The sequence below is a fragment of the Streptomyces scopuliridis RB72 genome (genome assembly GCF_000718095.1).
GTDB lineage: Bacteria > Actinomycetota > Actinomycetes > Streptomycetales > Streptomycetaceae > Streptomyces > Streptomyces scopuliridis.
This window is the reverse complement of record NZ_JOEI01000023.1, coordinates 62,970-85,502: the sequence shown is the minus strand read 5'-3', so window position 1 is coordinate 85,502 and position 22,533 is coordinate 62,970. Positions and strand designations below refer to the sequence as shown.

The 22,533-nt window shown below is 71.2% G+C and carries 16 protein-coding genes and 2 pseudogenes; 7 read left to right on the top strand and 11 right to left on the bottom strand.

All coding sequences use genetic code 11. The annotated features are described in order from the left end of the window. Positions 1–41: 41 nt before the first annotated feature. From IF11_RS37025 to IF11_RS0126920, 4 genes are all read right to left on the bottom strand, one after another. Positions 42–1,124, bottom strand: coding sequence for a PrsW family intramembrane metalloprotease (locus IF11_RS37025; RefSeq protein ID WP_051746255.1), 1,083 nt, complete (start codon positions 1,122–1,124; stop codon positions 42–44). After that, the gene (locus tag IF11_RS0126930; protein ID WP_037728673.1) at positions 1,121–1,639 is read right to left on the bottom strand and encodes a hypothetical protein; all 519 of its coding nucleotides are present in this window, start codon (positions 1,637–1,639) and stop codon (positions 1,121–1,123) included. Before IF11_RS0126930 ends, IF11_RS37025 begins: the two co-directional genes overlap by 4 nt. Before the next feature lie 121 nt (positions 1,640–1,760). Next, a complete protein-coding gene (locus tag IF11_RS0126925) occupies positions 1,761–2,348 on the bottom strand; it encodes a cupin domain-containing protein (RefSeq protein WP_051746252.1) in 588 nt (195 codons plus the stop codon). Positions 2,349–2,487: 139 nt separating this feature from the next. Continuing rightward, complete coding sequence (locus tag IF11_RS0126920) at positions 2,488–3,630, bottom strand: type III polyketide synthase (RefSeq protein ID WP_051746250.1); 1,143 nt, start codon at positions 3,628–3,630, stop codon at positions 2,488–2,490. A 688-nt stretch (positions 3,631–4,318) separates the two neighbouring features. Here IF11_RS0126920 and IF11_RS0126915 point away from each other — a divergent pair. The 3 genes from IF11_RS0126915 to IF11_RS0126905 all read left to right on the top strand — a co-directional run bounded on the left by IF11_RS0126915 (position 4,319) and on the right by IF11_RS0126905 (position 10,973). Continuing rightward, the gene (locus IF11_RS0126915) at positions 4,319–8,314 is read left to right on the top strand and encodes a bifunctional nitrate reductase/sulfite reductase flavoprotein subunit alpha (protein WP_078490945.1); all 3,996 of its coding nucleotides are present in this window, start codon (positions 4,319–4,321) and stop codon (positions 8,312–8,314) included. 228 nt (positions 8,315–8,542) lie between these two features. Beyond that, entirely contained in the window at positions 8,543–9,814 is a 1,272-nt protein-coding gene (locus IF11_RS0126910) for a cytochrome P450 family protein (protein ID WP_030354325.1), read from the top strand. 169 nt (positions 9,815–9,983) lie between these two features. After that, the gene (locus tag IF11_RS0126905; protein WP_030354324.1) at positions 9,984–10,973 is read left to right on the top strand and encodes a bile acid:sodium symporter family protein; all 990 of its coding nucleotides are present in this window, start codon (positions 9,984–9,986) and stop codon (positions 10,971–10,973) included. Between the two features lie 157 nt (positions 10,974–11,130). On the opposite strand, the gene IF11_RS0126900 is transcribed toward IF11_RS0126905, so the two are convergent. Beyond that, complete coding sequence (locus IF11_RS0126900) at positions 11,131–11,673, bottom strand: sugar O-acetyltransferase (RefSeq protein ID WP_030354323.1); 543 nt, start codon at positions 11,671–11,673, stop codon at positions 11,131–11,133. 113 nt (positions 11,674–11,786) lie between these two features. Between IF11_RS0126900 and IF11_RS39360 the strand changes: the two are divergent. Continuing rightward, positions 11,787–11,978, top strand: a pseudogene (locus tag IF11_RS39360) (IS982 family transposase); the annotation flags it as partial. A gap of 167 nt (positions 11,979–12,145) precedes the next feature. On the opposite strand, the gene IF11_RS0126895 reads toward IF11_RS39360, so the two are convergent. Continuing rightward, positions 12,146–13,594: a serine hydrolase domain-containing protein gene (locus IF11_RS0126895; RefSeq protein WP_030354322.1), complete on the bottom strand. Its 1,449-nt coding sequence runs from the start codon at positions 13,592–13,594 to the stop codon at positions 12,146–12,148. Positions 13,595–13,789: 195 nt separating this feature from the next. Here IF11_RS0126895 and IF11_RS0126890 point away from each other — a divergent pair, with 195 nt between their 5' ends. Beyond that, complete coding sequence (locus IF11_RS0126890) at positions 13,790–14,422, top strand: GNAT family N-acetyltransferase (RefSeq protein ID WP_030354321.1); 633 nt, start codon at positions 13,790–13,792, stop codon at positions 14,420–14,422. A 109-nt stretch (positions 14,423–14,531) separates the two neighbouring features. Continuing rightward, on the top strand, positions 14,532–15,569 hold the full coding sequence (locus IF11_RS0126885; RefSeq protein WP_030354320.1) for an SCO7460 family lipoprotein: 1,038 nt from the start codon (positions 14,532–14,534) through the stop codon (positions 15,567–15,569). 41 nt (positions 15,570–15,610) lie between these two features. Here the strand turns inward: IF11_RS0126885 and IF11_RS0126880 are convergent, their stop codons facing one another. The 3 genes and pseudogenes from IF11_RS0126880 to IF11_RS0126870 all read right to left on the bottom strand — a co-directional run. After that, a complete protein-coding gene (locus IF11_RS0126880; RefSeq protein WP_030354319.1) occupies positions 15,611–16,579 on the bottom strand; it encodes an aldo/keto reductase in 969 nt (322 codons plus the stop codon). Continuing rightward, positions 16,576–16,989, bottom strand: a complete 414-nt coding sequence (locus IF11_RS0126875) for a MerR family transcriptional regulator (RefSeq protein WP_051746248.1) — start codon at positions 16,987–16,989, stop codon at positions 16,576–16,578. The genes IF11_RS0126880 and IF11_RS0126875 overlap by 4 nt, the downstream gene beginning before the upstream one ends. Positions 16,990–17,102: 113 nt before the next feature. Next, positions 17,103–17,540, bottom strand: a pseudogene (locus IF11_RS0126870) (esterase); the annotation flags it as partial. A gap of 240 nt (positions 17,541–17,780) precedes the next feature. Here IF11_RS0126870 and IF11_RS0126865 point away from each other — a divergent pair. Beyond that, positions 17,781–18,404, top strand: a complete 624-nt coding sequence (locus tag IF11_RS0126865) for a DUF1349 domain-containing protein (RefSeq protein ID WP_078490943.1) — start codon at positions 17,781–17,783, stop codon at positions 18,402–18,404. A gap of 85 nt (positions 18,405–18,489) precedes the next feature. Here IF11_RS0126865 and IF11_RS0126860 read toward each other — a convergent pair whose 3' ends face one another. After that, positions 18,490–18,705: a hypothetical protein gene (locus IF11_RS0126860; RefSeq protein ID WP_030354315.1), complete on the bottom strand. Its 216-nt coding sequence runs from the start codon at positions 18,703–18,705 to the stop codon at positions 18,490–18,492. Between the two features lie 162 nt (positions 18,706–18,867). Beyond that, positions 18,868–22,386 (bottom strand): phosphodiester glycosidase family protein, encoded by a 3,519-nt coding sequence (locus IF11_RS0126855; RefSeq protein WP_030354314.1) that lies wholly within the window; start codon positions 22,384–22,386, stop codon positions 18,868–18,870. Positions 22,387–22,533: the final 147 nt, after the last annotated feature.

The window sequence follows — 22,533 nt, the reverse complement described above, 5'->3', positions numbered from 1 at the left end:
GGACGCTCCGTCGCACCGTTCAGGGGTTCACCGAGCGGGTCTCACTCGTTTACCCGTCGTTCACCGTCAAGGGTACCCACCGAACCGGGCGGTCTGTATGTTCCGGCCGCGTACTCCTCGACCACCGCGAGATGGCCGGCGGCCCGCAGGGCGGCGGCGGGGCGGCGCGCCGGCGGCACCCGGCGCAGGGCGCGCGTGCGGGAGCGGCGCGTGAGCAGCTCGATGGAGAACGGGGATTCCGGCGAGAGCAGGAAGGCGCGGGCCCGGCGCCGCGCGCGGCGCCGCAGGACGACATAGAACCCCACGGCGACAAGGAAGTTGACGGCCACCTTGCCGGCGACGCCCCCGGCGGAGCCGAGCAGGGGCGAGTCGAAGAGCCAGTGCATGGTCATGGCGGTCAGCAGGCAGAGGGCCGCCGGTACGATCCGCCGGCGCACCGGGCGGCCGCTGTGGGCGAGCAGGATGCCGACGCCCGTCCCCGCGACGGCGGTCATCGCCCAGTGCGAGCCGAGGCCGGTCAGCCCGACCCGGGTGACGAAGGACTGGAGGACGTCGGTGTCCGCGTTCACTCCCCCACCGCTGAGGATGGAGTTCATCGCGTAGGTCCAGTTCTCCATGACCTGGAAGCCGAGTCCGGTGAAGGCGCCGAGGAAGAACCCGTCGAGCGGCCCGCGTACCAACTGCCGTGCGCCGAGGGCGATCAGTGCGACGCCGGACACCTTGAGGAGTTCCTCGTTGAGCGGGGCGGTGAGCGCGGCGCCCCACCGCGAGCCGAAGTCGATCCCGGCCGCCTTGAACCAGATGCCCTGGAGCCCGCCGTTGGCCACGATCGCGCAGCCGGTCGCCGCGGTGGCCCCCCAGGCGACCCCGCTCCAGGCCCAGCCGCGCGGCGGCGCCCGGAACGGACGTACCCGTCCCAGGATGGCCACCCCGATGCCCAGCGTGAACAGCAGCAGCAGGAAGGCCAGCACCGCCGGGCCGGGGAACACCCGGATGGCCGGGGCGAATTCGAGGGCGAGCAGCGCGAGTCCGAGGACGCACAGGACGCCGCACAGCCAGCCCACCGGCCGCCGTCGGACGGAGCCGCGCAGTCCGGTGTACGCGGAGGCGACGGTCGTCGTCATGGCGCCTCCCGTGGGAAGGCGACGGAACGGACCATGGCCGCGGCGTCCGCCGAGGCCAGTGGATCCGCGTCCGGACTGGCCAGTACCGTGATCTCGACCGCGTAGCTCAGATCGGGCGGCAGCCAGATGGTGGCCGTGCCCGTACGGTCTCCACGGGTCAGTGTGCCCGTCTCGCCCTGGGCGCCCCCGGCGCTGGTGACGGGGTGAGGAGGGCCGAGCCGGGTGTTCTCGTCCGCGACGGACTGGACCTTGCGCAGGCCCGCCCACAGCTCTCCGGCCCGGCCGGCCGTGGTGAGGGCGACATACTCGGCGACCAGGTCGACGCCGTCGCGGGTCAGTACGTACATCGAGTCCGGATCGCTCGCCGACTTGCTGAGTGCCCAGCCCGCGCCGGTCACCCGCAGCACCGCGATGTTGTCATCGGGGCCCAGCTCCAGCAGCGTGCCGTCCGGCACCCGCTCGTGATCGTTCAGGGCCCGGTCGATCAGTGGCCAGCCGGCGGTCAGAGCGGTCATGACGAGCAGGACGCCGATGACCGACGACCGGGCCCGCCGGGAGGTTCGCCGCGGTGGGCGCCTGATGTCCGATGCGGAGTCCATCCCCCTACGGTCAGTCAGGGACCCCGTTCACGCAGCGTCAGTGACTCATACGAGTGGCCGAGGAAGCGGAGCCGACATCATCGCCGGGACGGTCCTGGGCGTCGTGGCGCAGCGGGGTGAGCTGCTCGATGTCGTAGCGCAGCCGGAGATCGGCGATGGCGGCCGGATCGGGCGTGCCGCCGTCCTTGAGGATGTCGAGCAGTTCCTCGAAGTACCGCTCGTGGCCGGAGGGCGGAGACGACTGGAAGAACATCTTGGCCGGGCCGTCGCCCCGGTTGGCGAACGCGTGCGGACAGCCGGGGGGTACGACGATGACCGTGCCCGGTGTGGCCCGTACCGATTTCAGTCCCGAGGCGGACTCCCAGTGCCGCCAGTCCTCGCTGAGCGTCCTCGGTTCGAAGGCCAGCACGTCCAGCTCACCGTCGAGGATGTAGAACAGCTCCTCGCTGTGCGTGTGCCGGTGGGCGCCGACATCGAAGCCGGGCGGCACGACGACCTCGAAGCTGGAGGAGACGCGGGAGTGCTCTCCGGTGACCTTGAAGGTCACCTGCTGGGCGTCGGTGAGGATGGTGGTGCCACCGCCCGGAGGGACGATGAGCCCCTCGGCCTGGGTCAGCTGGGTCATGCGGTGCTCCATGACGGTGGGGGTGGTGGTCGTGCGGTCGTACGGCGGTGCGGTGGCGCGGGGCCGTTCGGGTAACGGGGTCCTCGCGCCGCGGCCTCTGCGCTGGGCCCTGTCCGGCCGTATCACCGTCACCGTCTTGTCATCGCACCGGTTCGCCCACCGGCGACGGCTCGCTGTCGCGTTCCAGCCTTCCCACGACCTGGCCTCCTGTCATCGCGGTGTCGAGGGAGGCACCGGTGGTCGTCCAGCGCCCCAGCGCCATCTCGGCGGTGATGCCGGGCCCGAAGCCGGCGATGATGCCGCGCGAGCCGTCGGCCACCCCGCCCTCGTCGAAGAGTCTGCGCACCGCGTCGAGGACGACGGCGCTGGCGATGTTGCCGTACTCGGTGAGCGTGCCCCGGCTGAACCGGAATGCCTCCGGCGGCACTTCCAGGAAGTGGCTGAGGTCGTCCAGAATGCGCGGGCCGCCCGCGTGGATGATGTAGAAGTCGAGCCCGGTGGCGTCCCAGCCGTGCTGGTCGGCGATCGTGCGCAGAGCGGGCGCCAGCGGCTCCATGGTGGTGGGCACCCGCTTGTCCAGCAGGAAGTGGAAGCCGGTGGCCCGGACGCTGTAGGCGATCCAGTCGGTGGTGTCCGGTACGAGATGGGAGCCGTTGCGCTCCAGCGCGATCCCGGTGCCGCCCTCGCCGCGTACGACGGCGGCGGCGACGGCGTCGCCGAACAGACCGTTGGACAGCAGCGATCCGACCCCGAGGTCGGTCGGCTGGTAGCAGAGCGAGCAGAACTCGCAGGCGACGATGAGGACGTTGGCTCCGGGGTACGAGCGGCAGAAGTCGTGCGCCCTGTTGATGGCCGCGCCGCCCGCCGCGCAGCCGAGTTGGGCGATCGGGAGCTGCCGGGTGTGGCCGGGGAAGCCCATGGTGTTGATCAGCCAGGCGGTCAGCGACGGCATCATGAAGCCGGTGCAGGAGACATAGACGATCATGTCGATGTCCGCGGGGCGCAGCTCGGCGTGGTCAAGGGCACGCTCGATCACCTCGGGGACGCGTGCCTTCGCCTCGGCCTCGTACAGCATGTTCCGGTCCTCGAAGCCGGGATGCCTGAGCGTGTCCTCGATCGGCTGGACGATATGCCGTTTGGCCACCCCGGTGTTCTGGATCAGCCGCAGCGCCAGGGGCAGTTGAGGATGGTCCGCGTGCAGCGAGCGCGCGAGAGCGAGTGTGTCCTCCATGGTGATCACATACTGGGGAACCGAGACCGCGGGTTTACACAGAGTCGCCACGACGCGCTCTCCTTCATTCGTGTTCGCTGAGAACTGCGGCCCACACTCACCGGTGGTCATCGCCCCCGCAACCCGGGAGTGGGAGGTGGAAGAAGGCGGTGACGGCGGCCCGGAAGGGGTTCGGCGCGGGATCCGAAGAACCTTCGGACCTCGCACTGTGACTACGGTACGTGAGCTGGGGGCCGGACCGCCTCGTCCGTTCGGGTGATGCCTGCCCGAGGTCGGGCAGGCCCCGACGGGCCCACCTGATTCGGTGGCGCGGTGCCTGCGCGGTCGGCCGCGACATGCGTGAGAAGTCACCGATTGTCAGCTTTGCCGGGGTGGTCATCAGCCCCATGGAGGGGGTCGAACGGCGCCCTCTCGTACCGGCGAGTCCCGATCAGGAAGCCGTGGAACGTACGCCCGTTCGGGTCGCGCGGCCCCGCTCTGTCGTGGCAGCGCATGATCACTTACCGCGGGGGTGAGAGCGTCGCTGTCGTTCGTCCACCGCGGATCAGCAAGTTCCGTCACGGGCCGGGGAATCCGGCCGGCGCGCGTCGCGAACACCGTCGGACGCGCGGCTCCTCACGCCCCTCTCCCGGCGGCTGTGTGGCGCGTGTAACCGCGTGCGATCACCCGGCGTGACATCCGGGTAACGGGGGCTACGTACGGTCATGGCACGACTGTCCGACCACGAAGGAGCCCGCCCGTGACCGCACCGAATCAGCGGGCCGGCGCCCTCGCCCAGGTGCGTACCGTCTGCTCGTACTGCGGTGTCGGCTGCGGGCTCGTCCTCGATGTCGCGACGGGCGCCGACGGCCGCAGGACCGTGGTCAAGGCGGCCGGTGACACCGCGCACCCGGCCAACGCGGGCCGGCTCTGCACCAAGGGCGCGACGAGCGCCGAGATGCTCGCCGCCCCCGGACGGCTGACCGGAGCGCTGGTACGGGCGGACCGCGGCGGCGAACTCGCCCCGTCGGAGATGGACGCGGCGATCAAGGAGACCGCGCGGCGGCTGCGCGCGGTCGTCGACGAACACGGCCCGGACGCGCTGGCCCTCTATGTGTCCGGGCAAATGACGCTGGAGGCCCAGTATCTGGCGAACAAGCTGGCGAAGGGCTTCATCCGTACCCGCTGGATCGAGTCCAACTCCCGGCTGTGCATGGCGAGCGCGGGCAGCGGCTACAAGCTGTCGCTCGGCGCGGACGGCCCGCCCGGTTCCTACCAGGACTTCGATCACGCCGAGGTCTTCCTCGTCATCGGCTCCAACATGGCCGACTGCCACCCGATCCTCTTCCTGCGGCTCATGGAGCGGGTCAGGGCGGGCGCGAAACTGATCGTGGTCGACCCGCGACGCACCGCGACCGCCGCCAAAGCCGATCTGTTCCTGCGGATCCGGCCCGGGACCGATCTGGCACTGCTCAACGGCCTGCTGCGACTGCTGGTCGAGAACGGCCACACCGACCCGGAGTTCATCGCCGGGCACACCGAGGGCTGGGAGGCGATGCCCGCCTTCCTCCAGGACTATCCGCCCGCCGCGGTCGCGGAGATCACCGGTATCCCCGAGGCGGACCTCCGCCGGGCCGCCGAGTGGATCGGCGGTGCGGGCGAGTGGATGAGCTGCTGGACCATGGGGCTGAACCAGAGCACACACGGCACCTGGAACACCAACGCACTGGTCAATCTGCATCTGGCGACCGGCGCCATCTGCCGTCCCGGCAGCGGCCCGTTCTCGCTCACGGGCCAGCCCAACGCCATGGGCGGCCGGGAGATGGGCTACATGGGGCCGGGGCTGCCGGGGCAGCGATCGCTTCTCATGGACGAGGACCGGGCCTTCGTCGAGGAGCTGTGGGGCATCAAGCCCGGGGCCCTGCGGGCACACCGGTCCGGCGCGGACAGGGCGGGCGACGGCGGATCCGGCGCGGACCGGTCCGGCGAGGGCACCGTGGAGATGTTCCGGCGGATGGCGGACGGGGACATCAAGGCGTGCTGGATCATCTGCACCAACCCCGTCGCTTCGGTGGCCAACCGTACGACCGTCATCGAGGGGCTGGCGGCGGCGGAACTCGTCGTCACCCAGGACGTCTTCGCCGACACCGAGACCAACGCGCACGCCGATGTCATCCTCCCGGCCGCCCTGTGGGCGGAGGCCGACGGCGTGTTCGTCAACTCGGAACGCACTCTCACCCTGAGCGCGCGGGCGGCCGACCCGCCGGGCGAGGCCTGGCCGGACTGGCGGATCATCGCCCGGATCGCCTGCGAGCTGGGGTACGAGGACGCGTTCGGCTACAGCAGTGCCGAGGAGATCTTCGAGGAGATCAGGCGCGCCTGGAACCCGAGGACCGGCTACGACCTGCGCGGGGTGACCTATGAGCGGCTGCGCCGTACCCCCGTGCAGTGGCCGAGTGCGTCCCCGGCCGGCCCCGACCGCAACCCGGTCCGCTATCTCAACGACGGTGTCAGCCAGACACTGATCGAGCGGGCGGACGGTACGAGGCCCCGGCTGGCCTTCCCCACCGCCACCGGCCGCGCCGTGTTCTTCCCGCGCCCGCACCTTCCGGCGGCCGAGCTGCCCGACGCCGCGTTCCCGTATGTCCTCAACACCGGCCGGCTCCAGCACCAGTGGCACACCCTCACCAAGACCGGGAAGGTCGCCAAGCTCAACCGGCTCGCCCCCGGACCCTTCGTGGAGATCCATCCCCTGGACGCGGCGGCGCTGGGGGTCGGGGAGGGGGACTCGGTCGAGGTGGCGTCCCGGCGAGGCCGGGCGGTGCTGCCCGCCGTCGTGACCGACCGGGTACGGGAGGGGGAGTGCTTCGCACCCTTCCACTGGAACGACCTGTTCGGCACGGATCTGAGCGTGAACGCGGTCACCAACGACGCGGTCGATCCGGTCTCGTTCCAGCCCGAGTTCAAGGTGAGCGCGGTGTCCCTCACCAGGCTCGCGGCGCGCCCGTCGCGCCGGGACGACGGGGCCGTATCCGCGTCCGGTGTACTCGCGGGCACCGACGCCGCGCCCGGACAAGCAACGCCCGGAAGCGAGGTCATCGTCCTGTGGGCCTCGCAGACCGGCAACGCCGAGGAGATCGCCGCGTCCGCCGCACGGCGACTGGCCGACAACGGGCGGGCGCCGAGGCTCCTCGCCATGGACGACGTCACGCCCGACACGCTGCCGCGCGCCGCCGATCTGCTCCTCGTCACCAGCACCTTCGGTGACGGCGAGGCGCCCGACAACGGTGCCCGGTTCTGGAAGACCCTCAGCGCGCCCGGCGTACCCCGGCTGGACGGTGTGCGGTACGCCGTGCTCGCCCTCGGCGACTCCTCGTACGCCGATTTCTGCGGCTACGGCCGCCGTCTCGACGAGCGGTTGGACGAGCTGGGCGCGGTCCGGCTGGCCCCGCGCACCGACTGCGAGCCGGAGTACGAGCGGTCCGTGGCGCAGTGGCTCGATCAGGTGGTCACCGCTCTGCGCGATCCGGCGGAACGGGCACCGGGCACCACGCAGGACAGCGCGCCCGACGCCGTCCGCGCCACCGTCCCGGTCCCTGCCCCCCTTCCCGTCGACAGCCGTCCCTCCGAGGCATCCCCCGCTCTCGCGCGGCTGACCGGCAACCGGCTGCTCAGCCTTTCCGGCGCCGCGAAGGAGGTACGCGAGTTCACCTTCGACACCTACGACACGCACGACCCCGCCGCGCCCCTCCTCTACGAGGCCGGGGACGCCCTCGGCGTGCGGCCGCTCAACTGCCCCGGCCTCGTCGCGGAGTGGCTGGACGCCACCGGCCTCGATCCCAACGACCCGGTGGAGGTGCCCGGAGTCGGTCCTGTGCCGGTACGCGATGCCCTGCACCGCCATCTGGACATCGCCGCGATCACTCCCGGCCTGCTCCGTCTCGTCGCCGAGCGCAGCCGCGACCGTACCCTCAAGAAGCTTCTGCGCCCCGACAACAAGGGCGAGCTGGCGCAGTGGACTTGGGGCAGGCAGGCCGTCGATGTCCTCGCCGAACACCCCGTCCAGGCCACCGCGGAAGAGTGGACGGCCGCCCTCCGGCGTCTTCGGCCCCGTCTCTACTCCATCTCCTCCAGCCCGTTGGCCGACCCCGGGCGCATCCGTCTGACGGTCTCCGTCGTCCGGTACGAGAACCGCCAGGGCCGCGCGCGCAAGGGCGTCGCCTCCGGGTTCCTGGCCGACGCCGCGCCCGGCAGCCCCGTACCGGTGTATGTGCGGCGCGCCGCCCGCTTCCGTCCGCCGGCCGACCCCGCCACCCCCATGGTGATGGTGGGTCCCGGCACCGGCGTCGCGCCCTTCCTCGGCTTCCTGGAGGAACGGCGCGCCCGTGGCCACCGGGCCCCCAACTGGCTCTTCTTCGGCGAGCAGCACCGGGCCACCGACTTCTACTACCGGGACGAACTGGACGAGTTGCGCAGGGAGGGCACGCTGACCCGGCTGGACACCGCCTTCTCCCGTGACCAGCGCGTCAAGGTCTATGTCCAGGACCGGATGCGCGAGCACGGCGCCCGTCTCTGGGCCTGGCTCCAAGAGGGCGCCCACTTCTATGTCTGCGGCGACGCCTCCCGTATGGCCAAGGACGTCGACCGCGCACTGCGGGACATCGCCGCCGCCCATGGCGGGCTGGACGAGGAGACGGCCGGGGCGTACGTCCAACAGCTCGCCGCCGAGCGGCGCTACGTCCGCGACGTGTACTGACACCCGGCTCGACGGCGCGGGACGGCGTGGGGCGCCCGCCCGCCGCCCGCTGCCCGTGTCCTCCTCGGTGAGTGGGTCGTTTGCCCGGTGGAGGAAACGACTTTGGTGATGCCTCACATGCGCGAACGCGCCCCGTCTGCGTGAACGTGCCCCGTCGGTGGATGCCCTGCTCAGCCTTGTCGAATGCGCGCCGCACGCCGGCGCGGTGCGTGCCAAGGAGACCGCCCCATGAACCATCCCTCCCCGCTCTCCCCGCCGCCGGAGTGTCCGGCCCACTCCCCCGGTGCGGAGCTGCTCCCCCTGTCGGCCGCGACCGGCGCGCCCGAACCCCGCGAGGTCTACCGAAGACTGCGCGAGCAGTGGGGCAATGTCGCCCGCGTCGAGCTGGAACCGGGCGTACCGGCCTGGCTCGTCATGGGCTACCGGGAGTTGCTCACGATCACCCGGCAGGAACAGGTCTTCTCCCGCGACGCGCGCAACTGGCGCGATCTCAACGAGGGCGTGGTCCCGCCGCATTCGGGGCTGCTGCCGATGATGGCCTGGCGTGCCAATGTCATCGGCGCGGACGGTCCCGAACACCGGCGGCTGCGCCAGCCCCTCGATGACGGTGTGGCGCGGATCGACCAGCGCAAGGCACGCCGCCAGGTCCAGTCGGTGTGTACGGAGTTGATCGCGCGCTTCTCCCAGCAGGGCCGGGCGAATCTGGTGACCGATTACGCCACCATCGTGCCGATGCTCTCCATCGCGTCCCTGTTCGGGCTGGACAGCGCGGAGGGCCAGGAGCTGCTGCGCGCGCTCCTCGCGCTGTTCGGCAGCGCCGGCGACTCGCAGGACGGCAACCGCCACTTCGAGGAGATCCTGGTCGACGCGCTGCGCCGCCGGCAGGAGAACCCGACCGACGATCTGACGACGGCGTTCATCAACCACCCGAATCTGCGCAACGAGTCGGAACGTATCCAGTCGATGGCGGTGATGATCTCTTCGGGTACCGAAGGCGTCAACGCCTGGACATCACTGACGCTCCGGCTGATGCTCACCGATCCGCGCTTCGCCGCCCGGATGCACGGCGGCCGGCTCGGCGTCGACGACGCCCTCGACGAAGCCCTCTGGCGCGACCCGCCCATGAACAACATGCCCGCCCGCTACGCCCTGCGCGACACCGAACTCGGCGGCCGCCACATCCGCCGCGGCGACGTCCTCATCCTCGGCATCGCCGCCGCCAACGACGACCCCGCCATCCGCCCCGACGACACCGCCGGAGAACCCGGCAACCGCGCCCACCTCGCCTTCTCCGCAGGCCCCCACGTCTGCCCCGCGCAAGTACCCGCCCGACTGATCACCCGCACCGCCGTCAACACCGTGCTGCATCTGCTGCCCGACATGAGACTCGCCATCCCCGCCGAGAAGGTCGCCTGGCATCCCTCGCCCTGGACGCGTATCCCGGTCTCCCTCCCCGTGGAATTCTCGGCGGCCCGGATTCCGGCCCTCGGCAGCCGGTAGCCGGTAGCGGCAGTCGTGGGGGCGGCAGCGGTGGCGGTGGGTGACCGGATGACGAGACGGTGTTGCACGGAGCGACGGTGAGGCGTTGCATCGCGCCGTGCCATCCGAAACCGAGAAGTCCGACACCGAGCGGTCCCGAACCGAGCAGTCCGGTCCGCGCCCGCCCACCATCCCCAGCGCATCGACCGTCCCCGCGTCTCCCGCGCCCGACTCCACCGACCGCGCGGCCCGGCGTGCCGTCACCGTCTTCCCCGTACTCGTTCTGGCCGCGGGTGCCCTCGGTCTGGCGATCCCGGGCAGCTTCGCGGGCTGGGGCACATCGGTGCCGTATCTGCTGGGCGTCGTCATGTTCTGTATGGGGCTGACGATGACGCCGAAGGATTTCCAGGGGGTCGCGAGACGGCCGTGGGCGGTCGGGCTGGGTCTGGTCGCGCACTATGTGATCATGCCGGGGCTGGGCTGGCTGATAGCCCATGCCCTTGATCTGCCGCCGCAACTGGCGGCGGGGGTGATTCTGGTCGGCTGCGCGCCGAGCGGCACCGCCTCCAATGTCGTCACGTATCTGGCGCGCGGCGATGTGGCGCTGTCGGTCTCGGTCGCCACCGTCTCGACCGTCCTCGCACCGCTGGTGACACCCGCGCTGACGCTGCTGCTCGCGGGCGAGTATCTGCCGGTCGACGCGGGCTCGATGGTCGGCGACATCCTGAAGACCGTGCTGCTTCCGGTCCTGGCGGGACTGGCGGTCCGGCTGCTCGCGGGGCGCTATGCCGACCGGGTGCTCGGGGCGCTGCCCTGGCTGTCGGCCGTCACGATCGCGGTGATCGTCGCGGTAGTGGTGGCGGGCAGCGCGAGCGCCATCAAGTCGGCGGCCCTGCTGGTGTTCGTCGCGGTGGTCCTGCACAACGGCCTCGGTCTTGCGCTCGGCTACGGCGCCGGAAAGCTGGCCCGGCTCGGACCGCCCGCGAGCCGGGCGATGGCCTTCGAGGTCGGCATGCAGAACTCCGGCCTCGCCGCCTCCCTGGCCACCGCCCACTTCAGCCCGCTGGCCGCGCTGCCGGCCGCGGTGTTCTCGGTGTGGCACAACGTGTCGGGCGCGCTGGTCGCCGCCTGGATGACGCACCGCGCGCGCCGGACCGAAACCGCCCGCCCTGGAGCCTAGGTGATCAATTCCAAGAGGTCCGTGACCGTACGGGGTGAGCGAGCGGAGGGTGTCTTCCCCCTGGACTGGATCCAGTTGCCTCGGGGAACGGCGCCAGGCTTCCGATGGGTTGATGACTGCCCGTAGTCGGTGGCTCGGCGTGGCCCCGGAGAGGTCGTCACCACCGTCGGTTCACGGTTGCCTTACTACCGGTCACCAGGCTTGCCGGCGGAACGTCATCGGTCACGACCGCGCCGGCGGCGACCACGGCATCACGGCCAATGCTGACGCCGGGCAGGATCGTGGCACCGGCACCGATCCACACATTCTCCGCCACGTCTATGGGTGCGCCGGTGAGGTACAGCCGCCGCTCCTCGGGATCGACCGGGTGGCCGCTGGTGATGAACGTGACCTTCGGGCCGACCATCACGCGCTCACCGAGCCGGATGCCGGCATAGTCCAGGAACGTGCAGTTCTGGTTGATGAACACGCGCTCGGCGAGGTCGAGGTTCAGGCCATGGTCCGTGTAGAAGGGCGGATAGATCGTGACTCTCGATGGCATTGGCTTGCCGAGGATCTGTTCGAACAGTTCCGCCTTGCCCGCTTCGTCCTCGAAAGGCAGGACGTTCAGGCGGGAGGTGAGCTCGGTGACCCGCAGGACCCTCTCGGCCATGGCCTGGAACTCGGCGCTGTGGATGCGCATGAGACGGTCGCTGGACATGCCACGATCCTTTCTGGTGTACCGGTGACTGGTAAGACCACCTGGTGATCAATTTCAAGGGGTGCCCGCGGAGACGAGAACGAGGGCGTCCAAGATCGTTTTGTGCGAACAGCCTGGACACCGTCGCGACGGCACTCTATGCGACGACCGACGACCTGCTGAGGGAGCGTCCGGATCTGGCGCCGTGGCGGCCGGCCGTGGGGATCGCGCCTCAGCTCACCGATGCCGAGCTGGTCACCCTGGCGATGATGCGGGCCATGCTCGGCTTTACCTCCGAGGCCGGATGGCTGCGGCGCGCCCGCGCAGCACCTGAGAAGCGTCATGCATGCCGCCCTATCCGACTGTTTCACCGTCGCCACGACGGCGGTCGCGGATCGTCGGGGCGCTCGGTGACGTAGGCATGCACGCCCGAACGGGCGGGTCCCTACGGGAGGTTCGCCTCCCGCGGGCCCGTCCCGGACAGGGCCTGATCTCACGCGGACTTGGCCGTGGCCCGCACGCCGAAGTGCACATACCTGGAGCCGTCCGCCAGGGCGTAGAAGACCACCGGTATCCAGGCGTCCTTCTCGTTGCGCCGCCCGGCGAACACCGTCTTCGACGGTGTGTGCGACACCGGCACCAGATTCCAGTAGAGCGGATCGAAGGTGTCCTTCAGGCCGTCGGCGCCCTCGTATTTCACCTGGAGGACGCCCTCGCCGGCGGGCCGGTCGGTAACGGTCATCAGGAACCCCTCACGCCGGTAGCCGCCCACGAACGGCGTGGTGTCCACGGCCAGTTGGCCGGGGTCCACGGCCGGTGCCCCATCCGCGGGCCCGAACCCCGGCATGGCCAGGCCGGCGAGTTCGGCGGTCAGCTCGCGGCAGAGCGTCTCGAAGACCTTCGGCGCGGCTCCCCCGCCGTTGGTCAGCAGCGCGAGGGCGATCCCCGCCTCCGGGATGGCGCGCAGATAGGCGAGCTGGCCGAACGTACTGCCGTCGTGGCCGAAGCCGCGCGCGCCGTCCCACTCGAACAGGCCCCAGCCCAGGCCCCAGTGGGCCCCGAGGAACCACTGGTCGGGCATCTCGACCTCACGCGTCAGCATCGCCTCGACGGCCCCGGCGGAGAGCACGCGCGTACCGTCGGGCGCCGTACCGCCGTCGATGAAGAGCCGGGCGAACCGCACCACATCGGCGGCGGTGGCGGAGATCCCGCCGTACGGGCCCGCCGAGCGGGGCAGCATGTTCCACAGCGGCGTGGGGACCGGCGCCTCGCCGGGCTCGCCCATGTGTCCCATCGCGGCGCGGAATCGGAGCACTTCCTCGGGCAGTGTCATCGTGTGCGCCAGCCCGAGCGGGTCGCAGAGCATCTCCTTGAGCGCCTCGTCCCAGGTCAGGCCGGTCACGACCTCGACGATCCGGCCGAGGACGTTGTACGCGGTGCTGGAGTACGACATGGTGGCGCCGGGCGAGTTGGTGAGCCCGACGTCCCTGACGCCCTCGACATAGCGGGCGAGGCAGTCGTCGCCACGGCCGGTGTCGCTCACGAAGTCGCCCTCGATACCGCTGGTGTGGTTGAGCAGCTGACGCACCGTGATCGTTCCGGTGGCCACCGCGTCGGCCACGGCGAAGTCGGGCAGTACGTCCACGACCGGCGCGTCCAGGTCCAGCTTCCCGGCGTCGGCGAGCAGCACCACGAGCGTGGCCGTGTAGCCCTTGCTGATCGAGCCGATCTGGAACACCGAGTCCGTGGTCGCCCCGACGCCGGTCCCGGTGTGCAGGATCCCGCTCGCCAGCTCATGGATCCCGCCGTCGGCGAGTACGGCGAGGGAGGCGCCGGGGATGTGATGGGCGGCGAGGAGTTCATCGAGCCGGGCCTGCCAGCGAGCGGAGTCGAAGGCCGGGGCCGCGGCGGCGTGCTGGTTCAGGTTCAGGCTCTGCGACATGTCATCTCTCCCGCGGCTTCGAATGGTGACGAGCGTGCATGAGCGTCTACGAACGGCGTGCACTGCTCCGCACACTGTACGGAGACCGCACAGCGTGCGCAACCAATGCACGCCGTACGGATCGATCAGCGCCGCCGCACCCCGTCCGGCCCCGCCCTTGTGGGAGCGCTCCCGGCACTGGCACCATGCGTTGCTGTGCCGCCCCTACTCGCCACTGTCCGGGCCTACCGCCCCGAGGACCTATCCGCACTCCACGACATCTGCGTACGCACCGCCGACGCGGGCCGGGACTCCCGGCACCTCTATCCGGACCCGGACCTGATGCCGAGCATCTTCGCCGCGCCGTACGCGGCGCTGGAGCCCGAGCTGACCTTCGTCCTCGATGACGGCCGGGGCCGGGCCGTCGGCTATGTCCTCGGCACCGCCGACACGGCCGGCTTCGTCAGCGCGTTCCGCGAGGTGTGGCTGCCGCCGCTCGCCGGCCGCTATCCGGCACTGGCCGGCCCGGCCCGTACCCCGAGCGAGGAGATGATCGCCCTGCTGCACCGGCCGGAGCGGATGATCCTGCCCGAACTGGCCGGCTATCCCGCGCATCTGCATATCGATCTGCTGCCCGCCGCGCAGCGCCGGGGCTACGGCCGGGCCCTGATACACACCTTCCTGCGCGCCCTGCGTGACCGGGGAGCCGACGCGGTCCATCTCTCGTTGGTCACCGCCAACACCTCCGCCCGCGCCTTCTACGACCGGCTCGGCTTCCACGAGATCGCGGTGCCGGATCCGGGCCCGCTCACCTATCTCGGCCGCTCGACCTCACTCGACGGCGGTTGAGCGGAGGGCAGTTGAGTAGCCGTACTCATCTGCCGCTCCCCCGCCGTCTCCTATCGTCGCCCCAGGTCGCCACACCGGCGAGGGCCGGGCGCGCGGGGGGAGACGGATCATGGCGGACACCTGGGGCGGACGGATCCGGGGCGGGCTGACGGGTGCGCTGGTGTGCTCGCTCGCGCTGCTGGTCGCCGACTGCGGAGTGGTGACCGGAGCGGTGACGACGAAGAGCGACCGGAAACGCGCGGCGGAGCTGGCCGAGGGTCAGTACCCCGGAATCCTCGAAGTGCTCTCCGCGCGCACGCTGTTCCCGCAGACCAGTGGGTCCGAGGTGACCTTCTCGGTGGCCGACGACCCCGACGCCGCGGTGCTGCTACGGATCGACGCCGCGGCGGGCACCTGCGACCGCGGGCCCTGCGACCGCGCGCTCGACGAGGCGGTGGAGCGTGGCAGGTCCCGCGCCGGTGAACTGCGCCGGATGAGGGCCGCGTTCACCGACTGCGGATACGAACTGGTGGGCGCGAACCCGGCCCTCGCCACCCCCTGGATCGTCGCCGCGCCGACGAACGCCACCGTCACGCGGGTCCTGGCCGAGATCGGCGCGTGCGTAGGGGCGTGGTCCCCGGCCCGCGACGACAACGGCGCGCCGAGGCGCTCGGTGACCGTGAACATCGTCGCCCCCGACCTCGCGCGCGCACGCCCCGCCGGAAAGAAGAACCGGCCCATGGTGCTGCGTATGACCGACCCCGGCCTGCTGGGCGCTCTCGCGAAGCGCCCGCACTACTCCGTCTCCTACACCGTGCGCGACGGTGTGGTCGATCCGGAGTCCGGCAGGGCGTATCTCTCCTTTCCGTGGGAGGACCGGAAGGCGTTCGAGACGACCGTGCGGGACGCCGTCATCGACTGGCTGCGCACGACGCGGCCGCGAGCCGGGGCCGGCATGGTGTCGGGGCTATGGTGGCTCGAACCGGGCGCGGTCGACCGGCTCCAGGGGTACGTACTGTTCTGCGACGAGCCCGGGGAAGGCGGGCGCTGCTCTGGGGACCACGCGGTGGTCCTGACGGTGGACCCGAAGGGCAACCCGGTCGGCGACTTCCGGGTGATCCGCGACGTACGCGACGACCACGGGCGGGTACGCCTGCCCCAGGAGTGACCGGAGCGACCGTACGTGACGCCACGCCACGCGAGGTCACGTCACGTGCGGGGAGCGGCGTCCCTCTCGCCCGCCGCGACACCGTGCGGCGCCGCCGCCTCGATCGCCGCCAGATCGCCGTCGGTCAGTTCGATATCGGCGGCCTCGGCGTTGTGTTCCAGATAAGTGCGCCGCTTGGTGCCGGGGATCGGTACGACCCGCTGCGCCAGCAGCCAGGCCAGTGTCAGCTGCGTCGGTGTGATGCCCTTGGCCTCCGCCAGCTCGGTGACCTTGTGGACGACCGCCAGATTCGCCGCGATGTTCTCCTCGGTGAACCGGGGCAGACCGCGGCGCGCGTCGTCGGGCGCGAGATCGTCGCGGCGCCTGATCTTCCCGGACAGGAAGCCGCGTCCCAGCGGCGAGAACGCGACGAACCCGATGCCCAGTTCCCGTACGGTCGCCAGCACGCCGTTGTGCTCCACATCCCGGGTGAACAGGGAGTACTCCGACTGGAGTGCGGTCAGCGGATGCACCGCGTGGGCCCGGCGGATCAGATCGGGGCTCGCCTCCGAGACACCGATGTAACGCACCTTGCCCGCCCGCACCATCTCGCTCATCGCCCCGATGCTCTCCTCGATGGGGACGTTCGGGTCGACGCGGTGCAGGTAGTACAGATCGATGACATCCATGCCGAGGTGCCGCAGGGAGCGGTCCACCGCCCGGTGCGCGTACGCGGCGCTGCCGTTGTGACCATGGGGCGTGCCGTCGTCGTCGAACTCGGTGGCGAACTTGGTGGCGATCGTGATCTCGTCACGCCGCGTGCCCAGGGCGCGTCCGATCAGTTTCTCGTTCTCGAACGGGCCGTACGCCTCGGCCGTGTCGATATGCGTGACCCCGATGTCGACGGCCCGGTTGAGCGTGGCGATGGCCTCCTGCTCGTCCCTGGGGCCGTACCAGACGCTCATGCCCATCGCGCCCAGGCCCTCGGCGGAGACGGTGAGGCCCTGCGAACCGAGTTTCACGGTTTTCATGACGAGGAAACGCCCTTCCGATAGAAGTCGATCTTCCGTTCAATGGCGGCGAGATGATTCCGGGTCTCATTGAGCTGTTCGAGTACGCGCTCGCGGTGCTGCTCCAGTACGGCCAGCCGCTCGGCCTCATTGCCCTCGTACCGGCAGATCTCGGTGAAGGCGCGGATGTCGCGGATCGGCATGCCGGTGCCGCGGAGCATGACGATCCCGGCGAGCCAGCGGAGGTCCTGGGCGAAGTAGCGCCGCTGGCCGGAGGGCGCGCGATCGGCGGGGAGCGCCGTCAGCCCCTCGCGTTCGTAGTACCGAAGGGTGTCGACGCTGAGACCGCAGACCGCCGCGGCTTCGCCGATCGTCAGTCCGCCGTGCGGGATCTCCACATCCGGCTCCAGCCGGGGAACCACTGAACTCATGCCTCCAGCGTCCACCCTGGAGCGCGCTCCAGGGCAAGCGGAACCGGCGAACCCGCCGTGAGGCGGGCCCGCGGACCGGGAAGTGGCTCAGTCGTCGATCGCCGCGCCGTGGGGGAGCCCCGGAGGATCACGATGCCGCCCGCGTCCGCGACCGTACCGATGTCCTCGCCGGGGATGCCCACGACGGCGTCGTCATAGCCGTCGCTGTCGAGGTCACCGGAGGCCAGCGCCTTGCCGAAGCCGTCGCCCGCCTCGGCGGCTCCTGGGACGCCCGGGGTGTTCTGGCTCAGGACGGCCCGGTTGGTGGTGGTGATGCCCTTGGCCGAGCCGTACTGCACGGTGACGTAACCGGCGCCGCGGTGGCCGCCGACCGTCGCGCCCGGAGCGCCGGTGAGGACGTGCTCGTACCCGTCACCGTTGAAGTCGGTGTTGCGGTCGGCGGCGTGTGTCCCGCCGGGTGTGCCGGCCTGGGCCGCCGGGGCGGTGGTGATGGCCGCACCCGCCAGCAACAGGAATGATGCCGAGGCTACGGCGATGCTGTTCTCGCGCACGAAAACGGCTCCTTGAAGAGGAATGCCGGGCTGGTGCGGGGGTGTGGGGAAAGCGCCCGTTCTTTCCCGTGCATGTTGGACGGCGGATGGGACGGGGGGGTTGTACGGAGAACGCAGGGCGATACGGACGCGGACCGACCGACGGCCGGCAGTGGGCATCCGGATGGCCGTCCCCCGCTCACCGCGTCCGCGCGCCGCCATGGCAGTGTGGGTGCCCGACCGCTGACGTGAGGAGAGACCATGGGCGAGAGCGCCGACGGCACAGTGACCGACGCCGGGACGGAGTCCGGGACGGAATCCTGTCTCGGCTTCACGGACTGGACGTGGCTGAACCGGCCCGCCCAGTGGGCCGCGTACGACGACGCCCTGGACATCACCACGGAACCGGACACGGACTTCTGGGTGACCACGCACTACGGCTTCGTACGCGACACGGGACACGCCCTGCTGCGGCCGGTGCCCGCGTCCTTCCGGCTGCGGGTCACGTTCTCCGGTGACTACCGCGAACAGTACGACCAGGCCGGGCTGTTGCTGCGGCTGGACGAGAAGAACTGGATCAAGACCGGCATCGAATACGTCGACGGCCGGCAACAGCTCAGCGCCGTCGTCACGCGCGAGGTGTCGGACTGGAACGTCGTACCGCTCGCCCATCTCACCGACACCCCGGCACCGGTCACCGTCGAACTGCGGCGCGAGGGCGACACCGTCACGATCCTGTACGGTCTCGACGGCGAGCCGGGCACGATGCTGCGGCTCGCCTACTTCCCGCCGGAGGCGCCCGCGCAGGCCGGACCGATGTGCGCGTCCCCCGACGGCACGGGCTTCACCACGCGGTTCACGGCGCTGCACCTCGAAACGGCCTGATCCAGCCCGATCCGCCCGACGCGCCGTCACGTCCCGTACGCGGCACCCTCCACGCACCCTCCACGCCGTCCGAAGCCGTCAGCCCCTACAGACCGCGTTTCTTCGCGCTCTCCGTAGCCGCGCCCATGCCCAGGCCCGCCACGATCAGCACGACGGACACATAGATCTCATAGCCGTCGAAGTAGCTCATCCTCGCCACCACCGACCAGAGTTCGAACCATCCGTCCGTCCATTCGTGCAGCAGTCCTCCCACGCCTTGGGACAACAGGAGGAAACACAGGATTCCGCATACCGTCTTCACCCCTCAAGGCTAGAAACCGCCAGCTCAGCACGGCTATTGGCCTTCAGGAGCGGCCTGCGCGACCAAAGTCGCGAGCCCGGTCCCGCTCCCCCGTCCCAAAGTCGCCGCGTACGGTGGCCCGGCGTCCGGCCGGCCGGATGCCGGGCCACCGTATTCACCCGGTCACGCCGCGGGCGCGACCGCCGCGGCCGACCCGGAGGCTGTCGCCGCGATCCTGATCTCCGCCCGCTGTGTGACGCCGTTGACCGTCACCGCGAGGATGACCGTCCCGGGCCGCAGCGCGGTGAGGGTGCCCGTCGCCGGGTCGAAGACCGCCGCGTGGCGGGGGCGGGCGCCGTTCCGGTCGCCGATCCGGAGGTTCGGGGAGCCCGTCCAGTCGGCGCTGAGCGGGAAGCCGACCGGGACCGCCCTGGTCCCCTGGGTGACGGTCGCCGTGGCGCGGGCGCTGTGCCCGGGGGTCAGAGCGGCCGGCGCGTCCAGCGTCAGCGCGTCGGTGTGCGCGCGGGTCTGTACGGAGACCCAGTCCGGGCCGCCCTTCCAGGGGGCCAGCCGCGCGGCCGACTGCGCGCCCCGCGAGACCTGGTCGACCCCGATGAGCGACCAGCCGGTGAACCCGCCCTCGCCCGCCGGGGCCGCGGGCGCCTTGCCCGAGTTCCCGTTGATCAGATACGGCACGCCGTTCACCCGCGAGGCATCGAAGACCCCGACATGGCCGCCGATGAACCCCGCGCCCTTGCCGGTCGTCCGGCGGAAGTCCGCGAGCCACTGTTCGAGGAGGGCCGCCTCCTTGCGGTCGCTCAGTTCGCTGGCCTTCTGGACGGTCGGATCGCGCGGCGGTACATGCTCGATCACCATCACCGACCGGACCCGGTCGTCCTTCGCGGCCGCGTCCAACTGCTCCCGTACCGCCTTGATCTGCGCCAAGCCTCCGCCGCGCAGCGTCAGACTCGATGTGTCGAGGGTGAGGAAGCGGGTCCCCCGGTGGTCGAAGATCCGCTGGGCAGGGCCGAACGTGTCCACGAAGTTCTTGATCGTGCCGCCCATCACCTCATGGTTGCCCGGTACGTAGTACCAGGGCAGGGCGTCGCCCAATTCCTCGGTCAGGAGTGTTCCGGCGAAGGCGAGATCCGCCGGAGACGCCTCGTCCACCAGGTCGCCGTTGATGACCAGGAAGTCCGGCTTCGCCGCCTTGATCTCGCGCAGGGTACGGCGTGCCTGCGCCACGATCGCGCTGTCGGGGTCACGGGCGACGAACTGGGCGTCGGACATCACCGCGAACCGCCAGTCCCTGGCGCCGGTTTCGGCCGCCGAGTCGATCAGCGGATCGGCCGGGCGCGGCTGCGCGGGCAGCTCCACCGTGGGCGGGACCTGCGCCGTCAGTCCGTCGATCACGATCTCGCCGGTGTACTGCTTGGTGGCGGCGGTCTCCGCGAGATAGAAGCGGTACACACTGAGCGGCGTCGCGGCGCCGACGGGCACGGCGAAGGTCACCTGCCGCCAGCCGGTCCAGGTGACATACGGGCCGCGCAGCAACTGGTCGGAGCCCGCCGCGTCCTTGAGATGCAGGGTGGGCCAGGCGCCCTTGCCGTCGCCCTTGATCCAGAGCGTGAAGGACTGTGGCTGACCGGGCACCGGGATCCGCTGGGGCGGGTTCGCGTACGCGGCGCGGGTGGCGGTGGAGCGGGTGAAGTCGTACGTGAGGGCGAGCCCGGTGCCGGTGTGGCCGTCCGGGGTGGCCGCGACCGAGCCGTCCGCGCGTGCCTGGCTGAAGGTCCAGGACGCGGCGTCGTCGAAGGCCGTAACCGGCTGCTCGTCGAGGCCGACGCTGACGGCGAGGACGGTCGTGACGCCGCCCGCCTCGGCCGTGACGCGCCCGGCGCCACTGCCCTTCAGGGACTTCACGGTGAAGGAGCCCCGGCCGTCGTCACCGACGGAGAAGAGCGAGCGGTCGTAGTCGAGCCGTACGTCACGGGGTTCGATGGGTGCGCTGGTGCCGTGGGCGTCGAGGCCGACGATGCCGAAGGTGCCGGTAGCCGTGGCGTCCGCGAGTCCGACGCGCCGCGTGGTCGGCTGGATCCGGTCGAGCCTGTCCAGGACCGTCAACTCCGTGCCGCCCCCGGCCCGTCCGCGTTCGGCGCGTACCTCGGTGGTGCCGCTGCCGCGCGCGGTGAACACGCCGTCGGCGTCGACCCGGCCCACCGAGGACCGTACGGTCCGCCAGCGCGGATCGCCCGCCGCGGGCCCGTAGGTCTCGTCGTATCCGGCGGCGGTGAGCGCCCGGGTCAGTCCGGGGAAGACCCGCTCGGGGTGACCGCCCTTGACGGGGTCGACGCTCGGGGCGGCGCTCGCGGGGGTACGGGGCTCGACCCAGAAGCCGGTGAGCCGTCCGCTGCCGTCCGGCGCGGTGAGGGCGAGGCCGTTGGGGACCGTGCGCTCGCTGCCGTCGGAGGGGCTGTTCTCCACGCGCAGCGCGTCACTGCCCGGTGCGCGGGCGACCAGCGTGGACGAGCCGCCGCCGTCGAGGTTGAGGGCGCTGTGGGCACCGGCCCGCCGCATCATCAGGCCCAGCTCGGTGAGGGTGACGCCGCCGCTGTCGGCCTGCCGGCCGTCGACGGTGATCACCTGCATGGTGCTGCCGTCGTGCGAGAACCCGACGGCGGTGCGTGGCGCGGCGGTGTTGTTGCCCTCACCGTCGTGGTTCTGCGCCACACCGTCCACCACGAGGAGTTCACGGCCGCCGACAGCGGTCCGCGGGACGGATCCGCTGTCGGTGCGCGGCCGGTATTCGAGGGTGACCGGGTCCCCGGGGCGCAGCGCGCGGAGCGCCTCGGCGCCCGCTTCCCGGCCGACCAGGACGGTCGTGCCCTCGGCGATCGCTCCGGTACCCGGACGGTCCGTCACGGAGACGACCCTGCCGTCCCGTACGGCGGCCTCGGCGACCGGGGTCGCGCGGTCCACCGTGAGCGCGCGGTCCGCCACGCCCCAGCCCGCGGTGTAGGCGCCGATGCCGCCGGCCGGCACATTGGCCGCGTTGTAGGCCTCCAGCGCGCGCGGTCCCGAGGGGAGCGTCACGGTGCCGTCGAAGTACAGCTTCAGCAGACGCCCGGCGTTCCCGGGGCCGATGCCGACGGCCTGGTTGACCCCGGGCGCGGGCGAGTGCGTGACCTCGCCGTCCGCGATCCCGGGTCCCTGGGGCGCGCCCGTCTCGTTGATGTCGAAGAAGTCGGCGTTGATCGCGGCGACGGTACGGCGTCCGGGTCCCGCATCATGGCCTGCGGCCAGTTCCGAGACCGTACGGCGGTCGGAGACCTTGCCCGAGGAGAGGTAGTCGGCCTGGGCGCCGGTGCCGTCGAGGTCGACGGAGAGCGCGTCCACGCGCAGCCACTTGTCGGATTCGAGCCGGTCGTACGAGGTGAGCCGGACGCCGGGGGCGATCGGGCGCGAGGCCCGCGCGGTCTCGATGCCGTCGGCGTCGGCGATGGATCGCGGAGTCGCGCCGGATCTCGGGTCCGCGGTGGCCGCGCTCGCGGGTGGGGGCGCGACCGGCCGCAACACCTCGGCGGCGGTCCGGGGTCGGGGGTCGGGGGTGGAGTCGGCGGAGGACGGGGATACCGCCCCCACCGTGAGAGCGGTCACGGCCGCGAAGAGCACGGCGGTCCGCCCGGCGATGCCTGGGCCCACAACTTCTCCTGGAAGACGGTGGATACGCATGGCTTGTGCGATGTCGGCCGCCAGCATTGCCGTGCACACACCAATGAACCAGGGGTTCGCGCGTACGTCGGGGAGAACACGCGGTGACAGGGAGGAACGGGACAGCGAATCCGGCCA